Here is a 3,031-nt window from a genome sequence, read left to right on the forward strand (position 1 = left end):
GCGCGGGCGATGTTCGGGTCGAAGGGGAAGACGATGGGCATGACGGAAGCTTGCGGCTGCCAGCCCGGCCGGCAAGCGGGCGCCGGCCGGTGCGCGGGAGGGACTCCCGGCCGGGATTATCTTCTCCCGCATGAGCACTCAATCGTCGTCGTTGCGGGTCGCGATCGTGGGATCGGGCCCGGCCGGGTTCTACGCTGCCGAGGCGCTGCAGAAGGGCATGCCCGGCATCGCCATCGATCTCATCGATCGCCTGCCCACGCCGTTTGGCCTGGTGCGTGGCGGCGTCGCCCCCGACCACCCGAAGATCAAATCGGTCACCCGCATCTTCGACCGCATCGCCACGCAGCCCGGCTTCCGCTATCTCGGGCACGTGAACGTGGGGACCGACGTGACAGTGGAGGAGCTACGCGCCCGCTATCACGTGCTGATTTTGTGCTACGGCGCGGAGACCGATCGCCACCTCGGCATCCCCGGCGAGCAGCTGGCCGGCAGCCATGCGGCCACCGAGTTCGTGGCGTGGTACAACGGGCATCCGGACTACGCGACCCGCGCGTTCGACCTCACGCAGCGTGCCGCCGCCGTGATCGGCATCGGCAATGTGGCCATGGACGTGTCGCGCATTCTGGCCAAGCCCACCGCCGTGCTGGCGGGCACCGACCTCGCCGATCATGCGCTGCAGGCGCTCGCCGCCTCGGAAGTGCAGACGATTCATCTCATCGCGCGTCGCGGGCCGGTGCAGGCGGCGTGCACCACGCCGGAGCTGCGTGAACTCGGGGAACTCGAGGGCGTGGACGTGGTGGTGGATCCGCGCGATCTCGAGCTTGACCCGGCCAGCGAAGCCGAACTGGCGGCCATGGAAGACCGCAACCCGGCGAAGAACCTCGACGTGCTGCGCGAGTGGGCGGCCCGTCCGCTCACCGGCGCGAAGCGTCAGGTGGTGCTGCACTTCAACGCGTCGCCGGTGTCGCTCGCCGGCACTGAGCGCGTGGAAGGCATGACGATCGTGCGCAACCGCCTCGAGTCGGACGGCAAGGGCGGCGTGAAGGCTGTGGCTACCGACGAGACGAAGGAGCTGCCGGTGGGACTCGTGTTCCGTTCGGTGGGCTACAAGGGCAAGGCGCTCGCCGGCGTGCCGTTCGACGACCGCCGCGGCGTGGTGCCAAACATCGGTGGCCGTGTGGTGGAGCAGGCCGACAGCACGACGGTGGTGCCGGGGGTGTACGTGGCCGGCTGGATCAAGCGCGGGCCGCAGGGGATCATCGGCACCAACAAGCTGTGCGCCACCGATACGGTCACGCAGGTGCTCGCCGACATCGCTGCGGGCGCGGTGCCGGCGGTGGCCGATGATGTGAGCACGATCGATGCGCTACTGGCCGAGCGGAAGGTGCGCGTGACCAGCTGGGCCGACTGGCAGACGCTGGACAAGGCCGAGCAGGAGCGCGGCGCCGCATCGGGGCGTCCGCGTGTGAAGATCACGAATGTCGACGAGATGCTGTCGATCGTGGGGGCCGGCGCGTGACGCGTCGGTAACCCGCCGCGCAGGGGATCAGCGCGGCGCGGACCGCTGAAGAAAGCGTTCGCGCAGCCGGATGCCCACGGGCGCGCGCAGGGCGTGAATGAGTCGCGCCCGATCGCACGTGGCGTCGAGCCACATGTCGAACAGCTCGACGATGGAGGGCCAGCTCGCGTCGCCGGGTGACACGTGCCCCGGGACGCCGGCGGCGAGCGCTCCGGCCTGCAGCACGCGTGCGTACGCCCCCGGACGCGCTGCTTTGGCGAACCGGTCGACGAAACGCGGATCGCCCATGTGCGCGGCGAGTGTGCTGCAGGGAATGCGCGGGGCCGTGAGCTCGAGGATTACCTCGCCGAACTGCACCCGGTCACCGGCCCGCGGCGCATCCCACCAGTGGCTGATGGTGAGATTCTCGCCAAACAGCCCGGGCGCGCACGGCCGCCCGAGGGTGTCGCTCCACCACGCGTAGTCCTCGGCGCTGTAGAGGTACACCGCCTGATCGGGACCGCCGTGATGCTTGTGGTTGCCGATGGCATCGCCCACGAGGCCGACGGTATCGCACAGCACGGCGCCGCCCACCGGCATCTTGCGGATGCCGGTGCGTGATTTCGACGCGGGCGTGAGCCGCTCGAGCACGCCGGTGTTCACGCTCACGAGCGTGACCGGGGTCATGACCCGGAGCCCTTGGCCGCAGACCGGCGTGCCACGTTACGCCGGGGTCGCGAGGCGCAGGGCGTAGCTTCGCACATCGTCGGGCCATGCCTGCATGCGCGATTCCATGCCGGCGAGATCACCGGCGAAGAGGGCGCGCGTGACTTCCTCGAAGTCGGGGAGATTGCCGCAGACCGCGTGCAGGAACCGGTACGACGCCTCACGCGCCAGCCGCGCGCGCTCTTCGGCCGCCCCGTTCTTGCGCGCGAGCTCCACGAGCTTGCGGAGCGTCACCGACGCGCCGCCGGGCTGGGCATTGAGCCATTCCCAGTGGTGCGGCAGCAACGTGACCTCGCGGGGCACGACGCCCAGGCGAGGGCGCCCGGGGCCGCGGCGTGTGGCGTCGTCGGCCGCGGGGAGCGACTCGGGCGGCTGGGTCGACTCGGGCGCCGCGCCGGTGCCGGAGCGGTCGATATCGACCTGACGGCCGGTGGCGTCGTCGAAGACGAGCAGGGGGCCGGCCTCTGCCGCCCGCTGGCACGCCAGAAACGCGGCGGTCACGGCCTCGAGGGGGCCGGCGGTCAGGCACCGGTGTCCGGCAAAGAATGAGTAAGTCACGTTCGTATTGAAAGTTGTATTGTATCCGGATGAAATAAATACATCCGGATGAAATTGTCAATCGCCTTCGGGTCGGCGCTGCGGGTACCGGGCCAACTGGCGTGCATCTCCCGGCAAGGGTAGCGTCCCCTTCGCTCACCCTCACCCCATTTCGGTCATGCGCTTCCCGTTTCGCGCGGTTCTCACCAGCGCCCTTGTCTGCGGCACCCTCAGCGGGTGCGCCCGTACGGTTCCGGCTCCCGCCACGCC

At 69.8% G+C, this 3,031-nt stretch carries 3 protein-coding genes; 1 reads left to right on the forward strand and 2 read right to left on the reverse strand.

From position 1 onward, the window contains the following. Positions 1 to 130 precede the first annotated feature (130 nt). Positions 131 to 1,519, forward strand: a complete 1,389-nt coding sequence (locus ACIQ6O_RS15485; protein WP_396208678.1) for an FAD-dependent oxidoreductase — start codon at positions 131 to 133, stop codon at positions 1,517 to 1,519. Between the two features lie 27 nt (positions 1,520 to 1,546). Here ACIQ6O_RS15485 and ACIQ6O_RS15490 read toward each other — a convergent pair whose 3' ends face one another. Together ACIQ6O_RS15490 and ACIQ6O_RS15495 are read right to left on the reverse strand one after the other, a co-directional pair. Further along, on the reverse strand, positions 1,547 to 2,185 hold the full coding sequence (locus ACIQ6O_RS15490) for an MOSC domain-containing protein (RefSeq protein WP_396208679.1): 639 nt from the start codon (positions 2,183 to 2,185) through the stop codon (positions 1,547 to 1,549). A 36-nt stretch (positions 2,186 to 2,221) separates the two neighbouring features. Next, positions 2,222 to 2,782 carry a DUF2239 family protein gene (locus ACIQ6O_RS15495; protein ID WP_396208680.1) on the reverse strand — a complete coding sequence of 187 codons (561 nt, stop codon included), beginning with the start codon at positions 2,780 to 2,782 and terminating at the stop codon, positions 2,222 to 2,224. Between the last annotated feature and the right edge of the window lie 249 nt (positions 2,783 to 3,031).

The organism is Gemmatimonas sp. (assembly GCF_044345575.1).
Lineage (GTDB): Bacteria > Gemmatimonadota > Gemmatimonadetes > Gemmatimonadales > Gemmatimonadaceae > Gemmatimonas.

Coding starts and splice junctions, on each gene's coding strand:
- ACIQ6O_RS15485 (WP_396208678.1), top strand. CDS start 131: ATGAGCACTCAATCGTCGTCGTTGCGGGTCGCGATCGTGGGATCGGGC.
- ACIQ6O_RS15490 (WP_396208679.1), bottom strand. CDS start 2,185: ATGACCCCGGTCACGCTCGTGAGCGTGAACACCGGCGTGCTCGAGCGG.